16 protein-coding genes are annotated in these 22,450 nt (G+C 59.1%); 1 reads left to right on the top strand and 15 read right to left on the bottom strand.

Translation table 11 applies throughout. From position 1 onward, the window contains the following. Positions 1-248: 248 nt before the first annotated feature. On the bottom strand, positions 249-566 hold the full coding sequence (locus EKD03_RS06610; protein WP_129628846.1) for a metal-sulfur cluster assembly factor: 318 nt from the start codon (positions 564-566) through the stop codon (positions 249-251). A gap of 217 nt (positions 567-783) precedes the next feature. On the opposite strand from EKD03_RS06610, the gene EKD03_RS06605 reads away from it, so the two are divergent. Then, positions 784-2,424, top strand: a complete 1,641-nt coding sequence (locus tag EKD03_RS06605; RefSeq protein WP_129628844.1) for an aspartate:alanine exchanger family transporter — start codon at positions 784-786, stop codon at positions 2,422-2,424. 69 nt (positions 2,425-2,493) lie between these two features. On the opposite strand, the gene EKD03_RS06600 is transcribed toward EKD03_RS06605, so the two are convergent. The 14 genes from EKD03_RS06600 to EKD03_RS06535 form a co-directional block, all read right to left on the bottom strand. After that, the gene (locus EKD03_RS06600; protein WP_174842823.1) at positions 2,494-2,928 is read right to left on the bottom strand and encodes a rhodanese-like domain-containing protein; all 435 of its coding nucleotides are present in this window, start codon (positions 2,926-2,928) and stop codon (positions 2,494-2,496) included. 21 nt (positions 2,929-2,949) lie between these two features. After that, the gene (locus EKD03_RS06595) at positions 2,950-3,303 is read right to left on the bottom strand and encodes a rhodanese-like domain-containing protein (RefSeq protein ID WP_129628842.1); all 354 of its coding nucleotides are present in this window, start codon (positions 3,301-3,303) and stop codon (positions 2,950-2,952) included. Positions 3,304-3,544: 241 nt separating this feature from the next. Further along, complete coding sequence (locus EKD03_RS06590; RefSeq protein ID WP_129628839.1) at positions 3,545-3,934, bottom strand: nuclear transport factor 2 family protein; 390 nt, start codon at positions 3,932-3,934, stop codon at positions 3,545-3,547. A gap of 2 nt (positions 3,935-3,936) precedes the next feature. Beyond that, positions 3,937-7,341 (bottom strand): tetratricopeptide repeat protein, encoded by a 3,405-nt coding sequence (locus EKD03_RS06585; protein WP_129628837.1) that lies wholly within the window; start codon positions 7,339-7,341, stop codon positions 3,937-3,939. Between the two features lie 72 nt (positions 7,342-7,413). Beyond that, positions 7,414-8,382 carry a serine/threonine-protein kinase gene (locus tag EKD03_RS06580; protein ID WP_129628835.1) on the bottom strand — a complete coding sequence of 323 codons (969 nt, stop codon included), beginning with the start codon at positions 8,380-8,382 and terminating at the stop codon, positions 7,414-7,416. Positions 8,383-8,396: 14 nt separating this feature from the next. Continuing rightward, a complete protein-coding gene (locus tag EKD03_RS06575; RefSeq protein ID WP_129628833.1) occupies positions 8,397-9,845 on the bottom strand; it encodes a serine/threonine-protein kinase in 1,449 nt (482 codons plus the stop codon). Between the two features lie 101 nt (positions 9,846-9,946). Continuing rightward, positions 9,947-10,864, bottom strand: a complete 918-nt coding sequence (locus EKD03_RS06570) for a hypothetical protein (RefSeq protein WP_129628831.1) — start codon at positions 10,862-10,864, stop codon at positions 9,947-9,949. 383 nt (positions 10,865-11,247) lie between these two features. Further along, positions 11,248-12,567 (bottom strand): MFS transporter, encoded by a 1,320-nt coding sequence (locus EKD03_RS06565; RefSeq protein WP_129628829.1) that lies wholly within the window; start codon positions 12,565-12,567, stop codon positions 11,248-11,250. Positions 12,568-12,575: 8 nt separating this feature from the next. After that, on the bottom strand, positions 12,576-13,721 hold the full coding sequence (locus EKD03_RS06560) for an adenosylcobinamide amidohydrolase (RefSeq protein ID WP_129628827.1): 1,146 nt from the start codon (positions 13,719-13,721) through the stop codon (positions 12,576-12,578). A 51-nt stretch (positions 13,722-13,772) separates the two neighbouring features. Next, the gene (cobN, locus tag EKD03_RS06555) at positions 13,773-17,498 is read right to left on the bottom strand and encodes a cobaltochelatase subunit CobN (protein ID WP_129628825.1); all 3,726 of its coding nucleotides are present in this window, start codon (positions 17,496-17,498) and stop codon (positions 13,773-13,775) included. Then, on the bottom strand, positions 17,495-18,469 hold the full coding sequence (locus tag EKD03_RS06550) for a magnesium chelatase ATPase subunit I (protein ID WP_129628823.1): 975 nt from the start codon (positions 18,467-18,469) through the stop codon (positions 17,495-17,497). The genes cobN and EKD03_RS06550 overlap by 4 nt, the downstream gene beginning before the upstream one ends. 2 nt (positions 18,470-18,471) lie before the next feature. Next, the gene (locus EKD03_RS06545) at positions 18,472-20,349 is read right to left on the bottom strand and encodes a VWA domain-containing protein (RefSeq protein ID WP_129628821.1); all 1,878 of its coding nucleotides are present in this window, start codon (positions 20,347-20,349) and stop codon (positions 18,472-18,474) included. After that, entirely contained in the window at positions 20,346-21,365 is a 1,020-nt protein-coding gene (locus tag EKD03_RS06540; RefSeq protein WP_129628819.1) for an ABC transporter ATP-binding protein, read from the bottom strand. Before EKD03_RS06540 ends, EKD03_RS06545 begins: the two co-directional genes overlap by 4 nt. After that, positions 21,362-22,447: an iron ABC transporter permease gene (locus EKD03_RS06535; protein WP_129628817.1), complete on the bottom strand. Its 1,086-nt coding sequence runs from the start codon at positions 22,445-22,447 to the stop codon at positions 21,362-21,364. The genes EKD03_RS06540 and EKD03_RS06535 overlap by 4 nt, the downstream gene beginning before the upstream one ends. Positions 22,448-22,450 lie beyond the last annotated feature (3 nt).

The following is a 22,450-nucleotide window of genomic DNA, read 5'->3' as shown; positions in this document are numbered from 1 at the left end:
AGGTGATACCGGGTGTCACGAAAAATTTCAGACGACACTTTCGCCCTGCATGTAAGCGGACGGACTACATGGTATAACCACCTACCTATGCCGGCTTGTCTTAGCCCTCGATGGTTGACTTTGTACCATCTAGGCTGCGGCTTCAGCCGCTGGGTAGTTCCCTAGCCAAAATTTTTCATGACACCCAGTGTCACATCCGCCCTGTCTGAACGGATATTCACGCAATTACTAAAATCTAACAATCCTCCCTAATAAAACCCCAACTCCTCGCGGGCATCCTCCGACATCAATGATGGGTTCCAGAAGGGTGTCCAGACTAGGTTGATCTTCACCTCCTCCAGCCCCTTATAGACATCAGCCAGACTCAAGACCGCACGCCGGGCTTGCTCAATCATCTGCGGAGCAGCCGGACATGCCGGGGTGGTCAGGGTCATGTCTATGTCAACCAAGCGACCATCTTCGAGAATATCCACGCGATAGATCAAGCCGAGGTTAACAATATCCAGGCCGATCTCAGGATCGACCACGTTCGTCAGAGCTGCGCGAACCAGTTCTTCGGTGATCATAATGCAACTTCTCCATAACCTTGTGACAATGTTCCCATGATACCATACACGGTGGTTGTGTGAGGGAGTCTTTGGGGATGCGCCCCAAACCCGATTTTTGTTGGTATTTGGCGGCTACGCCGCCAAATACCAACAAAAAAGATCTGCGGGAGCGGCTACGCCGCCCCCGCACCCTCACCGGAAGTGACGTTGCACATATCATATAGTAAGGTTCTTCATGATCCAGATCCTGATTGATAATCCGCTGCTCCTGCTCTTTGTGGTTGCAGCCATCGGCTATGTCCTGGGCCGCGTCAAGATTGGCGGGGTTAGTTTGGGGATTGCGGCAGTGCTCTTTGTGGGCCTCGCCTTTGGCGCTCTTGATGAGCATCTCAAGTTGCCCGAAATTGTCTATTTGTTGGGGTTAGTGCTCTTTGTCTATACGATTGGCCTGAGTAGTGGCCCCGGATTTGTCGCTTCGTTGCGCCGTAAAGGGCTGCGCAATAACCTGTTGGTGTTGGGGGTCATTCTGCTCGCGTTGGGCCTCGCACTGGCCGCAAATGCCGTCTTGCATCTGGGTGGCCCGCTGACAGCGGGGATGTTCGCCGGGAGTCTGACCAATACGCCCGCGTTGGCAGCGGTTCTAGAGCAACTGAAACATTCGCCATTGGGAACCCTGAGCGATCAGGTGTTGGCCGAGCCAGTGGTCGGTTATTCGATCACCTACCCCATGGGGGTGCTGGGCATGATCATGGCGATCTATATGCTCCAGCGCTTCTGGCGGATTGATTATGCCTCCGAGATACGGGCCAATCCAGAGATCGGTACCCATAATGAGAAGTTGGTGAACCAGACGATTCTGATCACCCAGCCGCAGTGGGCCGGGTTGACGGTGGCTGAGATTACAGCACAACTCCAGCGCGATGTCATCTTTGGGCGGCTGTTGCACGCCGGAGAGGTGACGCTCGTCACCAGTACGACACGGTTGGCGCTGGGAGATCTGTTGAGTGTGGTGGGTGATGCAGATGAGGTGAATATCGTGGTGGCGGCGCTGGGCGAGGTGAGTGGCGAGCACCTCGAACTTGATCGGCATATCCTCGATTTCCGACGCATCTTCGTCTCCAACTCGCAGGTTGCTGGGGTACCACTGCGTGAACTGGGGCTGCCAAGCCGCTTTGGGGCGATGATCACGCGGGTGCGGCGCGGTGATGTGGAGCTACTTCCCCACGGAGATATGGTGTTGGAACTGGGAGATCGGGTACGTGTGGTGACGCGGCGTGAGAATCTCGATGCGGTGGGAACCTTCTTTGGCGATTCGTACCGTTCGCTCGCCGAGATTGATGTGGTCTCCCTGGGCCTAGGAGTTGCCATGGGGCTACTACTCGGCGCGATCCCCATCCCGCTGCCGGGGGGCGTCATCTTTCGGCTGGGGTCGGCGGGCGGGCCGCTGCTGGTGGCACTCTTCTTGGGGTGGCGCGAACGTACCGGCCCGATTGTTTGGAGCCTCCCCTATAGCGCCAATCTCACCCTGCGTCAGTTCGGTTTGATCCTCTTCTTGGCCGGGGTCGGTACGCGCTCTGGCTATAGCTTCGTGCATACCCTGGCGCAGGGTGGTGGGTTGCCCATTCTCTTTGCTGGGGCCATGATCACCTGTGTGGCCGCGATTACCATGCTGGTGATTGGCCATAAGGTGCTGAAGATCCCCTTTGGTCTGCTCACCGGCATGCTCGCCGGGCTGCAAACCCAACCGGCGGTGCTCGGTTTTGCCAGCGAGCAGGCTGAAAATGATCTGCCGAATGTGGGCTATGCGATGGTCTACCCGACAGCGACGATTGGGAAGATTCTGGCAGCACAGATGTTGCTGAGTCTGTTGGGATGAGATCGGTAGAACGACATCGTCATGGCCAAGAACAACGTCAATACCCATCACACCGCACACCGTATCATTCTACGGCATCGCCACCGGCAACCCCGCTGCCTTCCAGGCGATCATCCCGCCAGAGACATTGATCGCCGTATAGCCGCGTGTGCGCAGATCGTTACACGCGGTGGTACTGCGATTCCCCGAACGACAGATACAGTAGATCGGTGTGTCCGTTGGCAACTCAGCCAACCGCGAGGTGAGTTGATCGAGCGGGATCAGCGTGGACTGGGCGACATGACCATCCTGGGTAAACTCGGCTGGAGTACGCACATCCACCAAAAAGAGCGACTCGTTGGCGTCAAGTTTGACTTTGAGATCAGCGACACTAATCTCCGTCAATGTCCCCGACTGGGCGGCGGGAGGGGCCGACGAGATCGTGGTCGTGGACGTTGTTGCGCCACATGCAGCCAGGATCACGGCGATGAGGAGCACTAGCAGTATGCGTATTGCGTGTAACATTGTTCTGTCTCCACACTTAATCTACTTCGAACCTCGCTTCACCGACAACCCGGAACGCATCCATGCGCCCATCCCGCCCACCACATTGGTCACACTAGTAAAGCCTTGGCGCTGAAGCAGATCGCATGCGACATGGCTACGGCTACCTGACAAACAGATGCAGTAGATCGGATCTTCCTTGTTCAGTTCACCCAAACGATGCGCCAGCGCAGAGAGTGGGATCAACCGCGCCCCAACGATATGACCATCACCGGTAAACTCTTGGGGATCGCGTACATCCAGCAACACCAGCTTCTCGCGGGCATCCAGCTTGGCCTTCAGGTCACGGACACTAATCTGGGGGATAGGGTTGCTGCGAAACAGATTGCGGAACATCGGTCGGCTGTCCTTCCTCGGTCATTGCGGTGTCATTGGTATAGAGTATGCCATAGCCATGGGTAGCGATGCAAGGTTACCCCTGCCCACCCCAGGGCATGTGCAAAGTCACCTCCGGTGGGGGTTCGGGGGCGGCGCAACCGCCCCCGAAGATCTTTTTTGTTGTTTTTTGGCGGCTTCGCCGCCAAAAAACAACAAAAATTGGAGTTTGGGGCGCAGCCCCAAGGACTTTGCACATGCCCTACTGCCCACCCTTCAGATACGACAACTGCTCAGAGATCTGGCCGTTGTACACCTGAAAGATGTCTAGTCCGCGCAGATGGCGGGGTGTACCATTTGCATCGAGCCAGTGCAGACGCCAACGCAGAAGACTGCGGTTGCCCAAGCCAGAGATCTCCTCGATCTCCAAGCGAGCTTGGGGCATGGTCTCAAAGTGGTGCTGCCAAAACTGACCAATGGCTTCAGCACCGGTATAGAGTGCGCCATCCGGCGCGGGGCTGGCGCACTCCAAGCGACAATCGGCGCTAACAAGATCCATGATCGCGGCCAGATCGTGGCGGTTGTAGGCCGCGTGAAAGGCCATGATCGTGCGCATCCCGGCTTCAACTCGATCCATGCGGGCGGGGCTCATAGCTACTCCATATACTCGCGTAGTTCCTCAATCCGCTCAGCAACCTCCACCAAAGTCTCGTCGTCGGGATCAAGATTGGCCTGATAGATTTCGAGCGCCTGCTCATAGTAGGGCAATGCCGCTGCATACTCTTCGAGGTTATCGAGGGTGATAGCCAGATTGTGCAGCACCATCGCAAGATTGGGATGGGTAGGCTCCAAGAGCTTGGTGTTGATCGCCAGCGCCCGCTCAAGCAGCGGGCATGCGGCGGCATACTCCTCCATATTCAAGAGCAGCGCACCAAGATTATTCAGACTCCAGGCCGTATAGGGATGCTCGCCCAATACGCGCTCGCGTACCGCCAACACCCGCTCGTAGAGCGGGCGGGCTTGGGCATACTCGCCCTGCTGATCGAGCATCTCGGCGAGGTTATTGATACTGATCGCTGTGTCGGGATGCTCAGGGCCGTAGACCTGCTCGGAGATAGCGATCACCTCGGCATAGAGTTGGCGAGCGGCATCAATCTGGCCTTGGTTCTGCAAGACCACGGCAATATTGTTGAGGACATCAACGGTATAGGGATCGTTGCGCTCCAGCGCACGCTCACAAATCGCCCGCGCCTGCTCAAAGTAGAGCATGGCTTGGTCATATTCCTGCTGATCCATAAAGGCCACGCCAATACAGTTGATGCTCTCAGCAGTATCACGATGATCGGCACCAAGCACATGCTCACGAATCGCCAGGGCACGTTTGAAGAGAGACACAGCTACCTCGTACTCCTCTTGATTGCACAGTAACCAACCAAGATTGTTGAGGCTGGTTGCAGTGTCGGCATGGTTAGGCCCAAGCACCTGTTCGCGGATCGCCAGTGATCGCTCATAGAACTGGCGGGACTGTGGGTAGTCGCCTTGGCTCTCAAACATATCAGCGAGGGTATTAAGGCTAGTGGCAGTATCGGGATGCTGGGAGCCAAGCAGACGTTCACGCAGCGCCAGGGCGCGTTCGAGGTAGGGCTGGGCCTCGTGGTACATGCTCAGCCAGTTGAGGTTGGCACCCAACAAATGTGCCAAGGTCGCGGCCTCGGCATCCTCACGCGGCAAGGCGGCATCAGCCATGCCGCGCAGAATGGGCTGGAAGGCGAGCAATGCCGGGCGGTTGGGGGCGATCATCAATTGGGTGCCAGCCGCAATCACTGCCCGCTCGACAGCCGCTTGGGCACTGGCATCCTGGCTCACCTGGCGCACATAGCTGCCCACCAGACGATGAATGCGCAACCCATCATCACCCACCTGCTCCAACAAGCCCAGACTGATCAGGCGTTCAATGCCGGTCTCAATCTGTAACACCAGATCGAGATCATCGGTAGTGTTCTCTAGGCTGGCGCGTAACAGACTCCCCGGCACCACCTCGCCCGGCACAAGATAGGCGGCACGCGCCAGCAGCCGCAAGCCCTGGGCATCCTCGGCATCGTGGGGGTCGAGTTGTTCGTAGCTGAGCGCAAAGGTACGCGCAACATCCAGATTATGTCCAGTGGGCAGATTACCATCATCGCTACGCAGCGCCATACGATCAAAAATCTTGGGGCTGCGCAGATCGGCAAGGTAACGCTCGACCGTCACCTGCTTGCCGACCTTCTGCAAGAAGCGGGCGGCGAGGTGCAGCGCCAATGGCAGATCACCCAACTCGGTAGCCAAGGTAACTGCATCGGCATCTGCGAGGTTGGGGACTTGTTGGCGCAAGAGCGCCACACTCTCGGCACGTTCAAGCATGCCCACGGTGTGCCGCTGAAGTGCAATATCGTTCGGCCACTCCGGGCTACGGCTGGTAATCAGCATACGCACGGCTCCCCCCGGATCATAGGTACGCACAATATCCGGGTCTTCACACTGATCAAAGATGAGCAGGTAGGGCAAGCCGCAACCCCAGCGTGCCCGCACCAGATTGACTTGCTCCTCGATCTTCAGTCCGGCTGCCTCGGTGTAGAGTTGGAGTTGTCCAGCCCCACCACAGCGAGCGATCTCATTAGGGATGTTGGCAGATTGAGCGCAGTTGATCCAGAAGACCCCGGCGAAGTAGCGCCCGTAGCGGTAGGCCAACTCGATGGCCAGTTGGGTCTTGCCGACACCACCCATACCACTCAGCAAGGTGAGGCGGCTTTGCGAACCCGATCCGCCTTTGAGGAGACCGGCGAGAGCCTGAAGATCGCGGACACGCCCGACAAAGTGCTGGTTGCGGCGCAGTTGGTTCATCCACGAACCCGGCGGTACGTTGTCATCGGGATCGGGCATGCTCGTGGTGGGCAGGCTGGCGAGGGTCTGCTGCGCGGTGCTGATCTCTTCGGGGCTGGCGCTGGTTGAGCGCAATGGCATGATCGGTGCGGCTGGGGCGGGAGCGGGAGCCTGCTCCTCCCAGATCATGCCATGGGTCAGCCGGGTGTAGAGCACCGGCATCCACCAATCGGGTTCATCTTCCACTGCGAGGCGGGCGCTATTGACCGCACGGTCAATCATGCCATCGCGGAGTAGTTCCGTGAAGAGCACCGGAGCCATCCGCTTATTGGTGGCGATACGCAGTTTGCCCTGCATCGCCAGCACCGCCGGAACACCGGCTTGGGCAAGTTGCGGGCCAAGCGTGGCCAGAGCATCAGCATAACCATCGCCAGCACTCTCACAACTGGCCAGCAGCATGAGGCGCGGGCGGCGGCTGGCATCAAGGCTGCGCAGCAGATCGGCGAGCGCCCCGCCGCGACGGCGGTCGGCATTGTTCTGATCATCAACCAGAAAGAGCCAGGGTTGGCCACTCTTCACCATGCCATGGGCCACCAGATAACAGATGTCATAGCCTTCGCGCAAGGACTGACTGAGGGCATCCCAGGTGGCCGCAATCACCGTCGGCTTGAGATCACCCAAACCGGCCATAATCTGCTCGGTTTCGGCCTGGGTATCAATCAAAGCCAGGCCATAATCGGCTGCATCGGTGGGTGAAGCAATCGCCACCAAGGCCCGCAACTGGGCTTTGGGGCGCAGTTGGAGCGGCGTATAGTCATCGCCACTGAGGTAGCGCGAGAGCAACAGATCACCATCACGGGCCAGCCCACGCCCACTCTGGGGATCAAGCAGTGCCTCCCAGCGTACCGTCTGCAACTCCGGCGGGAGCAGCATACGCACCCGCAAGCGGCGACCGGCCCCCAAACCCGCAGCCCGAATCGCCAAGAAGGCATCCCGCGCCTTGCTCTCGTTGAAGAGCATATCGCGCAGTGCCGCACCATAGGCTTGCATATCATTCGACACTGCCAACAGCGAGGTACTATCCCAGGCCATCGGGAAGGGGCCGTGGCGAATATCGGGATTCATCAGGCGGAGACTAAGGCCCAGACCTTCACCGAGGGGCGCGATACTGAGTTCCAGATCGGCAATTGCGGGAGGCATAGATTACTCACATCCTAACAGAAGAATTTACTAACACAGACCATAGTATACCGCACAGAAAAGGACGTGCGTTTAGCCCAACAGCCCAAACACCATCACCACCGCAACGAATACGATCAGCACGAGGAGGAACGCAACCCCGACAAGCCCCAGCGCAAGGCGAGTGGCGGGGGCGGGATCGCTGGGGGGCATGCGATTCCAGAGTTGTTGTCCGGCGTGAGTCTGATGGAGCGCATGGCGCATCGTGGTAGCATCTGCGAAGCGTGCTGGTGGGTTGAGCGCCATTGCGCTAGTGATCACCTGGGCCAGGGCGGGGCTGATCAATGGATTGAGATCATGGGGTGAAACGAGCGGATCGGGTTGGGTAGCAACGAGGGCCGCCGCCCGCTGGCCGGTACTTAGTGGAGCATGGCCACTCGCCAGGAGGTAGAGCGTGGCCCCTAGGGCATAGAGATCGCTACGCCCATCCAGCGGGCGACGATAGAGCAGTTCGGGTGGGGCATACCAGAAGGAGCGACTATAGGGATTGAGGCTCGTCTGGCCGACCGGTGCAGAGGGTTGATCGGTTGAGAGGCCAAAATCGAGCAACATCACCCGTCCGTCGGGACAGAGGCGAAGATCGTGGGGCTTGATCGCCCGGTGGAGCACCGGCGGATGCTGGCCATGGAGATACTCCAAGATCCCCAACACCTGATCGGCGATCTGCACCACTTCGCGTTCATCCAACGCCCCACGCTGCGCCACCACGGCAGCCAGATCACGCCCACCGATCAGATCCATCACCAGACATGGGCCGTGCGGATCACTAAAATAGTCGTGCACAACCGGAAGGCCAGGATGGCGCAAGCGGGCCAAGATCCGCGCCTCGCGCTCGAAGGCACGCCGTCGTCGTTCACTCAGATGCACCAACTGCTTGAGCGCCACATGGGTCTGAAGGCTGCGATCCAGCACTTCATACACCCGACCGCTGCTACCTTCTCCGAGCAGACGGATCACCTGATAGCGCTGATTGAAGACCAGCGGTGCCTCGATGGTGTGCATGAATCCCCCCCCCACTACGGTGCAATGGTTGGTGGAATCCAGGTGGGTTCGATATTGATGTCGGGGGTGACAATTGGGCGAATCGTTGGGCGGATCGTTGGGCGAATCGGTATTGGTGAAGGACGAACGGGTAATGGCCGCAAAGTTGGGGTATCGGTTGGCGGCTCTGGGGTATCAGTTGGCGGCTCTGGGGTATCGGTTGGTGGGATCGGAGTATTGCTTGGCGGGATCGGAGTATTGCTTGGCGGGATCGGGGTATTGCTTGGCGGTAATGCAGTCTCCGTCGGCGGCAGTGCGGTCTCCGTCGGGGGTGCCGAAGTATTCGTGGCCAGCAGCGGAGTAGCGCTCACGGCTGAAGAAGCGATGAGCGGAACAGGAGTTGGGTCACCCATATTCTGCATAAGCGCAAAAGCGGCACTACCCCCACCCAGCAACACCAACAGCAGGATCGCCACGCCAACCAGCATCACGGTTCGGCGCGAGGAATGATCGGCACTTGCGGCTTGGGGTACTCCATGATCAGGGTGCGCCACTTGGAGCGATCCCTGATTGGAGGCACGCCCCATTGCAATCGTCTCAGCATCGGCAACCTTCACGAGGGGCGTCGTCGAACTAAAATGGCGTCCCGATGGTGTCGCCAGTAATACCGCCCGCATCTCCGCAGCCGTCTGGAAGCGATCCGAAGCTGCCAAGGCCAATGCCTTCGTACACAGATCACTAACGGCTGGATTGATGCGCGGATTGATGCTGATCGCGGGTTGGAGCGGATCGGCACGTTTCTCCAATACCGCAGGCATGCGATCTTGGGCCGACGCAGGAGCCTTGCCGGTCAGCATGTGGTAGAGGGTTGCCCCTAGCGAATAAATATCACTGCGTTGATCGGTACCGGTATTGTGAATCTGTTCGGGTGGCGCATAGTTGCGGGTATAGCCAAAAATACTCGCCTGGGTCTGAGTATTACCGCTGATACTTTGGCCCTTAGCGAGGCCAAAATCGAGGAGAACCGGGCGGCGATGAGTACCACTAATTTTAATATTTTGCGGTTTAATATCACGATGAACTATTGGTGGATTATGACTATGGAGATAGACAAGAATTTCTAAAATTTGATCAGCGATACGCAGCGATTCGGCCTCATCGAGCGGCCCATTTTGTTCTTCCAACAGATCTTGCAGATTCGGGCCAGACACATACTCCATGACCAGAAACTGATCATCACCCTCAAAGAAGTGATCACTAACAATCGGCAAACCGGGATGGCGCAAGCGAGCGAGGATGCGTGCTTCTCGTTCAAAGGCATTCCGATAGGTATCATCAATCGTCATGCGCTGTTTGAGCGCCACGGTCGTCTGGAGACGAAGATCAAGCGTCTCATAGACTGCCCCCATGCCACCGCGCCCGATCTGACGAATAATCTGGTAGCGGTTACTCACAACCGCATTGTCAGCGAGAAGGCTATTCATGAAGAGTCCCTTTGGGGTTACGCCCCAAACGCACCATCAAAACACTCTTTTTCGTGGGGGCCTACGGCCCCCACACCCCGGCTACGGGCTTAGCTTGCCCCTTACTTCAATCCAAAGTACGCAATACCCTTATGGTGGCTATCCACACCCTCAAAGGTGAAGGCATAGATCCCCGCAGGGAAATTGGTTTGACTACGGAATGTAACCCCTGATGTAGTTCCATCACGCCCCGCACGCACCTGGAAGGGTGCCCCGATCACACTCTGGTCGGGGGCAGTGAGATAAACACCTACCCACTCACCAGGGGCAAAACCCGTCCCATACGCCCCAAAGGTCGTCCCCCCTGGGCCACATTTCGGATCAATATAGGCACTCAAACTTGCCGGAACCTGATCGCAGAGGTCAGTAGGTGGTGGTGGAGTTGCGGGTATAAAGTTGAGCACCTCGCGCCCCAGGAGGCCCAACATCACCTGCGTACCGTGGAGTTCAAAGCGGCGGCGCTCGAAATACTGCACCGTATAGGTCTGACCCTCGATGGTCTCCTGCATCTCGCCCGTAACCGGGTAGCCCAGCCGAACCAGGCCACCATTTGCATTCCAGAATTTGGCAAAGGCACCACAGATCTGGTGTCCAGTGGGGAAGTTGGCGATACACCCCGAGTCGGGCGAGAGCTTATTCCCTTGCTGCCATGGGCGGCCCTGCAAGGCCAGCAACTCAGCCCCTAAACGCCCAGTGGTCACGGTTCCATCGGCCTGGATCTCCAAGCGATCCCGCTCAAACCATTGTACCTGCAACTGTCGTCCCTCGACTGTCTCAAGACGTTGAGCCGTAATCGGAAAACCGAAGATCGGTAACCCGCCCCGCTGCTCCCAATAGGTACGAATAGGGCCAGAGATACACTGATTTGTCTCTGGAAAACAGCGCTGATCCTGGGCCGTAACGTGCTGGACGCTGAAGAAGGTGAGCACGAGCATGAGGCCAACGAACAGGCTTGCAAGCGTGGATGTCCGACGTAGCATAACCGAAGCCCTCCTATCAATTACACATACAAATTGATCATACTTTAGATCATGTATGGGAATTTATCAGACAGGAGATGGGTAATTGTGCTATCTCACAATTACCGGGCGAGGATGGGATTCAAAACAGACCATTGGTTGCCTTATAATACCACGATTTAGTATTTTATGAAGGTCAATACAACATAAACTACAGGGCATGTGCAAAGTCACCTCCGGTGGGGGTGCGGAGGCGGCTGCGCCGCCCCCGCAGAAATTTTTTGTGGTGTTTTGGCGGCTTCGCCGCCAAAACACCACAAAAAATGGGGCTTGGGGCGTAGCCCCAAGGACATTGCCCATGCTCTGACATAAACTATGAAGATAAAATATCGTGTAACGCACGCTCAAAGCAAAGCGGTGGTGGGAGGCTCAATCATGCGTGCAGCGGGCAGCAGATAGCCACCGATACCGATCAGCGTGCCTAGTATGCCAGTGACAACAAAGAGGAGTGCCAAACCCGCACCTGGCCCCACCCCCACCAGCCAACCAAAGAGGCCCGCAAGGCTGCCACCCGGTTGCATGGCTGGTTCCAGGAGGCCATCGGCAAGCGGGCCAGCCACGAGCATCCCCAGTGGGGCAGTGATTTGGGATGAGAGACGCCGGGCCGCAAAGACCCGCCCTTGCACCTCAGGTTCAACGCGGGTTTGCCAAATAGCCTGGTTCGCGCTGACCGCAATATGGTAGAAGAAGGTTGAGCAGAATGCCGCCACGATCCAGATCATCGCCGAACGCCCCACTCCAAAGAGGAGATCACCGGTAAGGCCCAGGAGTGCCCACCCCAGCAGAACGCCATGGATGCGGCGTTGTGGGCCGCCCCAGATAGTCAGGACGAGGCCCGCGCAGATACCACCGATGCCCAGGGCCACCCGTACCCAACCCAGGATCAGCGCATCACCGCCGGAGCGGGCGAGGATGAGGGGTGAGAGCAGCACGAGGCTCATGGAGCCGGTCAGGTTGATGAGCAGAAAGAGGATTTGGAGTTGGCGCAAGCCGGGCCGAGCGAGGATGTAGCGAAACCCATAAAAGAGTTCCTGGCGTAGTTGCCCGCCAAGAGGGAGGTCGGCGGGCTGAGTTGATGGAGGTTCGGGGATAGCCGTCATCGCGAGGGTAGCCATCGCCATACAAAAGGTGAGCAGATCGATGATCAGCACCCCTTGAAGCCCGACAACGCCCAAGAGGATACCAGAGAGGATCGGCGCAGCAGTTGTGGCGCTGGATTGGGCAAAGGCCAACATACCACCGGCACGTACCAGATGGGCGGGTGGGGAGAGCATGCTCACCGCTGCCGCGTAGGCGGGGTACTGGAATGCCTGCGCAATCCCAGCGATGGCACTGGCAACACAGAGATGCCAGATCTCAAGCTGGCCCACCAATAAAAAGATGAGCAAGCCGAAACTGGAGACGGCAGCCCCCAGATCGCTCAGGATCAAGACCCGCTTACGCGGAATTCGATCTACGATTGGCCCAGCAAAAGGCGTGGCGAGGATGGTTGCCCCAAAACCGAAGAAACTCACCAGCGCCAGTGCGGTCGCTGAACCGCTCATGTCCCAGGCCCAGATCGAGAGCGCAAAGCTACTCAGTGCAGTGCCGATCAACGAGAGAAGTTGGCCCGACCAGATAACACTAAAGGCGCACATTGAAGGTTGCGGTGTGGTGGTGTGCATAGCTCTCTCTAGGATGGCCACTTGTCGCTAAAGCCGAGGGCGAAGGCGCGGGCAACCAGATCGAGGATCGTATCGGGAATGAGCGATACCGGGTGGAAGGCAAGCTGCTGCTGGTATCCGGCGCTGGGCTGCGAGCGCCCCGCCACCGCTGTGGCGATCTGGGCAACATAGGGCATCAAAACATCGGGGAGGCAGCTTAGCGGCAGGACGCCCCAGCAGAACTGATCATAGAGATGGAGCAGTGCAGCAACCGCAGCTACCGTCGGCGGATCATTGAGTACCACCAGCAAATTACGGCGTAGTAACGCGGCATCATCGGGGCTGAGGTGATCACAGATCGCCGTACTGAGACGCGAACTATCAGTTCCTAGGCGGCGTAGCAGGGCGAGGCTGCTGCACTGGCTTACCGGAGTTAGGCCATTCTGACGCGCCAGGGTTTGGCGAAGCGCCGTTTGTACCGCACGCCCGATCAGTTCGCCCAACTTCGTATGTTTCTGGGCACCCCGCAGCGAATTTCCCCCTAGCCGTGCCGCAATACCAATCTGATCGGTGCCAGTGCCCGTCGCTAACCTGCTCGAATAGCACGAGGGAATACTGTATTCCTGTAGCACTGCCGTTTTGGCCTCGGTGGCCATCGTAACCGCCTCGACCATCGTGCCAGGGGCCAATTCGCGGCTGATGCAGAGCATGATCACGATGGTACCGGCGTTGGGTGAAGGGAGAAACACATATTCACCGCCCTCCTCGTGATAACTCGCCGGATCACCGGCGCGCCCCGCGTTGCTCTCAACACCACCGGTACACACGGCAACCACTTCGAGATCGCGGAAGACCTCGTGGGCAATCGCAGCAGCCTGCATATTGGCGGCTGTTCCCATGGTGGCGCAGCATTCTGGAGGCAGGTCGTGGCGGTTGGCGATAGCGGCACGGTAGGCGTCGGGTTCATGAACCGCTAAGCGGTGCAGGTCGCTGCTCAGGTGATGACCGCCTGGTTCACATGATTGGTGGTTGTAGAGGTAGTCGAGATGATCGTGGATGCCTCCCGCACTACTACGGCAGGTCGAAATAACCCGATGTGGGGTGAGGAAGCGGGCGTAGATGATCTTCTCAGCACGATGGATCTCGACACCATCGTAGTAGGTGGCTAGGAGCATAGAATCCTTTATAACAAAGTGACCTCTGGTGGACGTTCGGGGTAGCGCAGCCTATTCAGCATGCTCCTCAATATCGCCCTCAACTTCCAGGTAGAGTTGGCTCAGGCGCTGCTGCATTGCTTCGTCAGCCTGCCACATCCCGCGCTTGATCGCCTCAAGCAGGCGAGCCAGGATGCTCTGAAGGGCGTGCGGGTTGACCTCGCGCATCCATTGTTGCATGGCCGGGTCAAGGGTGTAGCGCTCGGCCATACCCTCGTACATCCAATCCTCAACCACAGCACCAACGGCGCTCCAGATGAAGGCATTATCAATCGTATGGGCCATATCGCCAGCCCCCTTAAAACCGTGGCGTTGCAAGCCAGCGATCCACTTGGGGTTGAGAATGCGGGTGCGGAAGATACGGCGACTCTCCTGTTGGCTGTCGCAGTAGACGAGGCGTTGGGGATCGGAGGCGTCACCGCTGTAGGCGAGTGGCGTATGTCCGGCGACCGTCTGGACCGCCAACCCAAAGCCGCCCAGGTAACCGGCCCAGTCGTCGTCGGAGTAGAGATCATACTCGCGGGTATCCTCATTCTTGACCACGAGTTGAATACCAGCCAGGCGTTGGCGGAAGGTTGTGTGGCGGGCCACACCATAGACGCCGCGCCCATAGGCATAGCCGCCCCAACTGATGAAGGTCTCGGCCAGATCGGCACGTTCCTGCCATGCCTGAGCCTCGATCATCTCCCCGATCCCGCTGCCATAGCCACCCGGTGGCTCGGTGAAGATGCGGAAACTTGCGTCACGCAATGCAGCTTCGGGGTCAATCCCACGCTGAATCAACTCGTCACGGTCACGGAGCACGTTGCGCCGCAGCGCATTCTGCTCAGGCGTCTCGTTGAGCATGGCCACCATCTGCACCGCATCATCAATCAGTGCCATGAGATTAGGGAAGGTGTCGCGGAAGAGGCCAGAGATGCGGAGAGTGACATCAATACGCGGGAACCTGAGTTCGTTCAGCGGGATGGGTTCGACGCCCTCGACGCGCCCACTGGTGGTGTGCCAACGCGGGCGCACCCCCATCAGATAGAGGATCTGGGCAATATCCTCGCCCATGGTACGCATCGTTGGCGTAGACCAAACCACCATCCCGATGGTGTCGGGTAGGCTGCCTGTCTCGGTGCGGTAGCGTTCGACCATCGCATCACCCAGGGCAACGCCGACCTCCCAAGCGGCCAGCGAGGGGAGTTTCTGCGGATCGACGGTATAGAAATTGCGCCCACTCGGCAGCACATCGGCCATACCACGGGTGGGTGCGCCACTGCCACCGGGAAGCACATGCTCTCCGGCGAGGCCCAAACGAATGGACTCCAGTTCATCCTTTGTCTGTTGGAGACGCGGAATGAGTGCGTCACGCACATAGCTCAGGGTTGGTGCCAGCGGGCCATCATCACAGACATGTGCGTCACCAGCATAGAGCGCCTGGAGCAGACGCAACGCCTCGGTGTGGATGGCTTCAAGCGCCACCCCATAGCTTGGGAAGCGCCCAGTGGGATCAACGTCACCCCGGTGACGCAGCAGTGTGTCGTAGTTATAGCCCCACAGCGTGGCGATACCTTCACGCAACGAGGGCACATCGCCATTGGGCAAGCGCACAAGTTGGGCCAGAAACTGGATCAAGCGCTGACCCTCAGGTGGTTCGCCAAGTGTATGCAGGCCATCGCTGATCGCGGCGTCCGCCAGTTCACACACATAGGCATGCAGGCGATGGACAAAGGCATCAAAGTCGGCGAAGGCAGTGGCCTCATCAACCTCCATATCCCGATCCAGGTGGCAGGTAGTGGTCAGTTCCCAAATCGCACGCGCCAGAATAGGCAACTGCGCGGGATTCATCGCCGCCATCTGCATATATTCCAACAACCGCGTATCGAGTGTCTCCAGATGCTCATAGCGGTCGGCACTGGTCATGGCCGGGATGAGATAATCAACCACGCAGGCATACGAACGGCGCTTGGCCTGCACGCCCTCACCGGGATTGTTGATAATATACGGATAGAGATTGGGCAGATCCATGATCGCCAGATCGGGGTAGCACTGCTCCGAGAGCGCCAGCGCCTTACCCGGCATCCACTCCAGCGTACCGTGGGTTCCAACATGAATGACCGCATCAGCCTGAAAGATGTCGCGTATCCAGCGGTAGCTGAGCAGATAGGCGGGTGGCGGCGGCAAGAGCGGATCGTGAACCTTATCGGCATCATGGGCAAAGCCACGCGGTGGCTGGAGGCCAATATAGAGGTTCCCATTCGTTAGGCCGGTGATGATCACCCGACCATCATGGGCCAAGATCGGGCCAGGAGCCGCCCCCCAATCACGCTCGATCTCGGCACGGCGGTCGGCGGGAAGATCCTGCATCCAGGGGAGGTAATTGCGCACCGAGAGCAGATCAATCGCACGGGCGGCCAGAACATCAGGGGTCTGCCAACGCTCATCGTTGGTGGCATGCGCCAGCAGCGCGGCGATCAACTCCTCGCCCGAAGCGTAGCAGTGATCAACCGCATAGCCCTCAGCGGCCAACATCTGAACAATATTGACCACACTTTCGAGTGAATCGAGGCCCGTCGCACAGCCGATACGTTCATTGGTAGCCGGATAGTTATGCAAGATGATCGCCACCCGCTTGTGGGCATTGGGCATCAGGCGGAGCGAGGCCCAGCGATGGGCGAGGCGCACCAACGCCGCCACACGCTCAGGAATGGGCAGGTGGGCATGCAGACTAGCCCCAGTCAGATCATCGGCGGGCAGGATCTCGCGGGTTGCAATCGGGATCGTGATCAAGGCCCCATCAAACTCCGGCTGAGCGGCGCTGCTGGCCACCTCCATAATGGTGGTGCCCTGCATACTCGTGCGCCACTCATCATGCGCGAGGTAGAGCAACATCGTCTGGAGCACCGGCACCCCCAGCCGGGCATAGGCATCGGCCACCTGGGGGGTCGCGAGTCGGATCGAAAAGTGCATGGTATTGATCAGCACATGGATCAGCGGCGCACCGGCGTGCATAAAATAGTTCTCGACCACCCAATCCGAGATCCGATTGTTGCGGATGGGATCGGGCATGCGCATGTAGAAACAGGCCAGCGGGAAGCCGCCCTGATGCTCAATCTCGCGGATCAGCGCATTTGCCCAAGCCATATTGTCATCGTCATAGAAACTGGGGTAGAAACAGATCCCCACCACCGGGCGATGGCTCTGGCGCAGCGCGGCGCTACTAGTGCCGCGTGCGATCAGGTGTTCCTCCAGCGTCGCAGCAATGCCGGTATCGGGGTGGTAGAGCGCCTCGGTGGGTTGGGGATGTGGCGGATCATAGGCCAGATTCAACCCCTGACGACTCGCCAATAGGCAGAGCAGATTGCACCAGTTTGCGGCACCGTCATACTGCACATAGTGTTGCACCTGAACAAAAAAGGCACTACCAAAATCGGTTGAACTGATCTGTGAGATAGCCGTAGCATCCTCATCCGAGGGGTGAATATAGCAATAGCCACCCCCAGCGCTAAATGCCGCTAATACCAGATCGAGGTGCGGGCACGAAGCTGCCCCGCCGTGCAAGATGACAATGAGGACATCGGCATCACGGACATACTGCGCACAGAACTGCGCGGCAACTTCCTTATCGGCGAGGCTACTCGCGGCACGGGCCTGGATGCACCACTGACCAGGGGCGTGCGGTTCAAGTTGCAGCAGAGCTTGGCGCGCAGCCGGAATGCCATTCCCGGTAGCACTAATCAGAACGATGTTCATCGGCGCACCTCCCCCACCGCCTCAAAAGGCAAGCGGCGCATACGGTGAGGCAGTGATAACTCACCCGCCAGACGCAGATCATCAGTTTCAACCTGAGTACGGCCATGCCATGCCGCCAGTGCCTTGGCCGTCTTGAGGGTAATAATATCGGCGCGATGGCCATCCACTCCCAACTCCTGGCATTGGGTTGCGATAGTGAGCAGATGGTGGCGCTCCGCCAGCACCTGGGGGTGCAACGCAATCGCCGCCGCGATACGTTCACGGATCTGCTGCGAGGCAGCGGCCCACTGGTGCGCAAAAGCGTGCGGGTCGGCCTCGTAGGCCAAACGGCGCTCCATAATCTCGACTCGCTCGGCAGTGCCGCTAATCCCCGCCACCGTAACACACAGCCCGAAGCGATCAAGGAGTTGCGGGCGCAACTCACCCTCTTCGGGGTTCATCGTTCCCACCAGCGTAAAGCGCGCCGGGTGGGCAAACGAAACTCCTTCGCGTTCGACGGTATTCACGCCCATGGCAGCCGCATCCAGCAAGACATCCACCAAGTGATCATCAAGCAAATTGACCTCATCAACATAGAGCATGCCTCGGTGTGCAGCCGCCAAGAGACCTGGCTCAAAGCGCTTCTCGCCATGCTTAAGGGCGTACTCAAGATCGAGCGTTCCAACCAGACGATCTTCGGTAGCCCCAACCGGCAGTTCCACCACCCGCACCTTACGTTGAATACTTGGCCCCGGAGGTTCGTGAGATCCACGCCATGTATCGCCGGGTGCCGTCTGGAAGGGATCACCAGCCACAACTTCGATTTCGGGCAGGATGTCGGCGAGCGCGCGCACCGCCGTTGATTTCGCAGTACCCTTTTCACCACGGATCAGCACACCCGAGATCTGCGGGTTGATGACATTCAAGATGAGGGCCAGTTTCATCTGTTCCTGGCCCACAATCGCGGCAAATGGGTAGGGAGTGAATTGCATGATTAGAACCTTTGCTGTACAAGAGCGATCAGATCGCGTGCCTTCAAGTCGTCAATCGGGTAATAGGTGGCCCCTAGCGCCTGGGCTAACGGGCGAGCCAAGCCAAAACGGAGCATGCCCGGCACCTCGGTATCTACCACCAGCGTGGTCAATCGCGGATGATTGGCCAACAGCCCAGCGATATGGAGCGCCTCGCCCCATGGATCGGCACCGGGGGTTAAGGCAGCGTTCGCCTTACCATCGGTGATAACGATGAGGATGGGGCGCAAGGTCGGCTCTTTAGCGAGTTGGTATTGGATGACCCGCTGCGCCTCCAAGAGACCGGCGGAGAGCGGCGTGCGCCCACCCACCGGCAATTGCTGGAGCTGCCGCGCCGCCAACTCAATCGAGGCGGTCGGGGCGAGTGCGAGGGTGGCCTGCTGGCGGCGGAAGGTAATCAGGGCAACCCGGTCACGCTTCTGGTAGGCATCGGAGAGCAGGGCCATAATCGCGCCCTTGGTGGCCACCATGCGCGCCTGCACCCCCATCGAGCCACTCGCATCAACCAGGAAGAGCAGAAAGTTCCCGATCCGGCGTTCGCGCAGACGCTCACGGAGATCTTCGGAACAGATCGCGATCATCATGCCCGGCGGGGGCTGACGGCGGGCCTGTTCGGGAGCCGCCGCACGAATCGTCGCATCAAGGGCAATATCGCGCCCACCACGGTTGGGCAGCGCCTGAATGTAGCGCCCAGCGCGCATGGTGCGGGTACGCGAGCGCCGCCCCGATCCACGCCGGGTAGCACGATCCTTGCGCGCCTCGATCCGTCGCACGACAAAACTGTTGCCAATCGTAAAGACCTGCTCGTCTTCCCCGACCGGCGGCGGGGGCGTCTCACCCGGAGCCGGTGGCGGTGACTCAGCGGGAAGATCGGGCGGGGGCGTCTCGCTTTGAGAAGGTGGATCAGGCGGGGGATCAGGTGGCGGCGGAGGTGGTGGCGGCGGAGGTGGTGGATCGGGGAGGGCATCGCGCTGGCGATGGCGCAGTGCGAGCGGTGCTACCACTTCAATATCGGCCAACGTCACCTGATAGCGCCCCTCATAAGCTGCCAAGGCCGCAGCCGCATGCTGAATAACCAGATCGGCACGGTGGCCTGCCACCTGATGCTGGGTACACAACTCAGCAATAAAACTGCGCAGATTGGCAGGCACACGCACCGCTGCAACCCGTTCGCGTGCCGCCAAGAGACACCCACGCAACACCGCCTCCTGCGCACGGAACTGGCGCTGAAAGATCTGTGGGTTGTCGTCAAACTGCTCGCGGCGCTCCAACACCTCCAGACGCACCGCCAGATCATCCTCAGCCGAGATCTCCACACACAGCCCGAAACGGTCGAGCAACTGCGGGCGCAACTCACCCTCTTCGGGATTCATCGTGCCCACCAGGGCCACCCGTGCCGCGTGGCATGCCGAAACCCCCTCGCGCTCAACAATGTGGCGACCCCCAGCGACGGTATCAAGGAGCACATCAATCAGGTGATCATCAAGCAGGTTGATCTCATCAACATAGAGCATGCCGCCGTGGGCACGCGCCAGGAGACCCGTCTGGATCTGGCGCTGCCCAGACTGAAGCGCCGCGCCCCAATCGAGGCCACCCAACAGCATCTCCTCGGTAGCATTGAGCGGCAGGTCTACCAGGGGAAGTTCGGGCAAGAGGCCATGCAGTGCGCGCACGGCGGTAGACTTGGCGGTGCCCTTCGCACCCCGGATTAAGACCCCACCAATCGCGGGGTTTATCAGCAACAACTGGAGCGCCAACTTCATCGTGGGCTGACCAGCGATAGCCGAGAATGGATAGCGTGGACGGAGGGCTTGCAAAGGAGTGTCGGTATCACTATTCATACATGCTCACATACCAATGCTGCCAGAGCGTGCAACGAGGCAGCCTGTTGCGGTGGGCCACCATTAAAGGCCACTTCCCAGCGGGGGGCATGGGGATCACCGCCAACCACCACTCGCAGTGAAGGAGATTCATCGTCGGTGGCCAATTGACAGCCAACCCGTTCGAGTGCGCGTGCCGTCCAAGCTCCCACCAGTCCATCACCAACCAGAGCCACCCGACGTTGGGCCGGCGGATGCACCCGGAAACTGCCGTGGTGACGATCAAACCCGATGCCAGTAGTAGCGAAGGTTGCCTCGAAGGCTCCCGTCAGCACCAGATCTTCAGGTGCCCCGCTGAATATGGTGCCACCCGGAGCTAAGAGCCAGAGTACATCGGCGGTACGGAGTGCCAAATCGAGATCGTGGGTTGAGAGCAACAAGGCACGCTTCGTCTCACGGGCCAAGCGGCGTAGCAGGTGCATCATCTCGACCCGACGGGGCAGATCGAGAAATGCGGTTGGTTCATCAAGCACCATCAGCAATGGCTCTTGCGCCAACGCACGCGCCACCATCACCCGCTGGCGCTCACCATCGCTCAACTGATGCACCTGGCGTTGCGCCAAGTTAGTTGCACCCACCGCCTCCAATGCCCAACGCGCCACCTGCTCATCATGCGCACTCAGGCGACCCATCCAATCGGTATGCGGATGTCGCCCCAACGTCACCAAGGCATAGACCGAGAGTTGGCCCAATTCAACCCGCTCGGTCAGCACGACACTCAAACGTCGGGCACGTTCACGGGGGGGCAGCGTGAAGAGATCAGCCCCACCAAGCAATACATGGCCTGCCAGTGGGGCTTGCATGCCCACCAGAGTACGGAGGAGGGTTGATTTCCCCACCCCATTGGGGCCAAGCAGACAGATCACCTCGCCCGTATGCAGGTGCAGGTTGAGATCGGAGGCCACCACGCGAGTGGGAAGCCCGCGTGCGGTATAGCCAATGGTTACCTGCTTAGCTTCAAGAATGACATCCTTCATACGCCAAATGCCTCCCGTCCCATCCCCCGCCGCAACATCATCCACACCACCACCGGCGCACCAATCAGGGCCGTCACCGCATTCAGTGGCAGCACCACATCACTACCGGGAGCCTGAGCCGCGATGTCGGCCAGCAAGGCAATCGTGGCCCCCAGGAGCGTACATGCCGGCACCAGAACCCGATGATCGCCACTGCGCAGCAGAGCGCGGCACAAGTGGGGCACCGCAATCCCCAGAAACCCGACCGGGCCACAAAAGGCGGTCACGGCACCGGCCAAAAGAGCACTACCCACCACAACCGCCATACGGGCGTGGCGGATGGGCAAGCCCAGCGTCTGCGCGTAGGATTCACCGAGCAGCAGGGCATTGAGCGGCTTGGTGAGGATGAAGGCCATGACAAGCCCCACCAGCACAACTGGAGCCAAAACCTGCAACTGGTTCCATGTCACACCACCAAAACTCCCAAAACTCCAGGCGATATAGGCATGAATGCGTTCGGCGATACTGAAGTAGAGCAACAGACTCACGATTGCGCTGGTCAGGTAGCCAATCATCAGGCCCAAGATGAGCAGCGTGACACTACTCTGCACGTGCTGGGCCAAAGCGAGGACGAGCAACAAAACGCCAGCCGCCCCGATGCAGGCCGCTACGACCATACTCAGATTGCCCATCACACCCACCACCGAGAGCAGCGTGGTTTGGGCCGCGCCCACCGTCAGTACCACCAGTGCCACCCCCAAACTCGCTCCCGAACTGACTCCTAAGACATAGGGGTCGGCCAAAGGATTCCGAAAGAGTGTCTGCATCTGGAGGCCACTCACCGCCAGAGCCGCACCGGCCAATGAGGCCGTGAGCGCCTTGGGCAGCCGAAAATCGTAGATGATCGTGGCCCACGTTGCGCGGGTAGGCGTTCCGCCCAGCATAATCGTGAGCACCTGATCAAAAGGGATACGTACCGACCCCAGGCTCAAACTGAGAAAGAAGGTAGCGATCAGCACCAGCAGCATCACAGCAAGGGCAAGCGGGCGCAGGCCGAGCCGGGGCCAGGGATTCTCGATGGGGATAGATATGGTGTTCGACATACA

It is taken from the genome of Candidatus Oscillochloris fontis (assembly GCF_004138135.1).
Lineage (GTDB): Bacteria > Chloroflexota > Chloroflexia > Chloroflexales > Chloroflexaceae > Oscillochloris > Oscillochloris fontis.
Note: the sequence above shows the minus strand (reverse complement) of the source record. Positions and strands in the feature narration are given on the sequence as shown.

Excerpts from the sequence above, each read along its gene's own strand:
- EKD03_RS06540 (WP_129628819.1), bottom strand. The coding sequence starts at position 21,365 with ATGAAGGATGTCATTCTTGAAGCTAAGCAGGTAACCATTGGCTATACC.
- EKD03_RS06575 (WP_129628833.1), bottom strand. The coding sequence starts at position 9,845 with ATGAATAGCCTTCTCGCTGACAATGCGGTTGTGAGTAACCGCTACCAG.
- EKD03_RS06560 (WP_129628827.1), bottom strand. The coding sequence starts at position 13,721 with ATGCTCCTAGCCACCTACTACGATGGTGTCGAGATCCATCGTGCTGAG.
- EKD03_RS06595 (WP_129628842.1), bottom strand. The coding sequence starts at position 3,303 with ATGTTCCGCAATCTGTTTCGCAGCAACCCTATCCCCCAGATTAGTGTC.
- EKD03_RS06545 (WP_129628821.1), bottom strand. The coding sequence starts at position 20,349 with ATGAATAGTGATACCGACACTCCTTTGCAAGCCCTCCGTCCACGCTAT.
- EKD03_RS06600 (WP_174842823.1), bottom strand. The coding sequence starts at position 2,928 with ATGTTACACGCAATACGCATACTGCTAGTGCTCCTCATCGCCGTGATC.
- EKD03_RS06570 (WP_129628831.1), bottom strand. The coding sequence starts at position 10,864 with ATGCTACGTCGGACATCCACGCTTGCAAGCCTGTTCGTTGGCCTCATG.
- EKD03_RS06565 (WP_129628829.1), bottom strand. The coding sequence starts at position 12,567 with ATGCACACCACCACACCGCAACCTTCAATGTGCGCCTTTAGTGTTATC.
- EKD03_RS06585 (WP_129628837.1), bottom strand. The coding sequence starts at position 7,341 with ATGCCTCCCGCAATTGCCGATCTGGAACTCAGTATCGCGCCCCTCGGT.
- EKD03_RS06535 (WP_129628817.1), bottom strand. The coding sequence starts at position 22,447 with ATGTCGAACACCATATCTATCCCCATCGAGAATCCCTGGCCCCGGCTC.
- EKD03_RS06605 (WP_129628844.1), top strand. The coding sequence starts at position 784 with ATGATCCAGATCCTGATTGATAATCCGCTGCTCCTGCTCTTTGTGGTT.
- EKD03_RS06610 (WP_129628846.1), bottom strand. The coding sequence starts at position 566 with ATGATCACCGAAGAACTGGTTCGCGCAGCTCTGACGAACGTGGTCGAT.
- EKD03_RS06580 (WP_129628835.1), bottom strand. The coding sequence starts at position 8,382 with ATGCACACCATCGAGGCACCGCTGGTCTTCAATCAGCGCTATCAGGTG.
- EKD03_RS06550 (WP_129628823.1), bottom strand. The coding sequence starts at position 18,469 with ATGCAATTCACTCCCTACCCATTTGCCGCGATTGTGGGCCAGGAACAG.
- cobN (WP_129628825.1), bottom strand. The coding sequence starts at position 17,498 with ATGAACATCGTTCTGATTAGTGCTACCGGGAATGGCATTCCGGCTGCG.
- EKD03_RS06590 (WP_129628839.1), bottom strand. The coding sequence starts at position 3,934 with ATGAGCCCCGCCCGCATGGATCGAGTTGAAGCCGGGATGCGCACGATC.